This window comes from Lacticaseibacillus zeae DSM 20178 = KCTC 3804 (assembly GCF_000260435.1).
Lineage (GTDB): Bacteria > Bacillota > Bacilli > Lactobacillales > Lactobacillaceae > Lacticaseibacillus > Lacticaseibacillus zeae.
This window is the reverse complement of the sequence record NZ_BACQ01000101.1, coordinates 1-255: the sequence shown is the minus strand read 5'-3', so window position 1 is coordinate 255 and position 255 is coordinate 1. Positions and strand designations below refer to the sequence as shown.

Below are 255 nucleotides of genomic sequence, written 5' to 3'. Positions count from 1 at the left end.
TCGTCTGAATATCGTACTTGAAGGCATAACAAATAAGCCTACCATCGTGACGTTATTGTGGTAGATAATCTAGGCAATCAGCTGGTAGACGCGTGTGAACATATTGGCCTGATTGGAGAAGCCATAACAAGCACGTTTGAGCTCCTTGATCTTACGGTTGATGCCTTCTATCGGTCCGTTAGAGTAGGACGATTTGGCGGCATTAATTACTCCATTAAGATTCTTTCGTAGGGTATGCATGGCCGTATCTAGGGG

The 255-nt window shown here is 44.7% G+C and carries 1 protein-coding gene; it reads right to left on the bottom strand.

All coding sequences use genetic code 11. From position 1 onward, the window contains the following. Window positions 1-69 precede the first annotated feature (69 nt). Window positions 70-255 (bottom strand): ISL3 family transposase (locus GSO_RS15345; protein WP_010493972.1); only part of this gene is annotated, 186 nt, incomplete at its 5' end.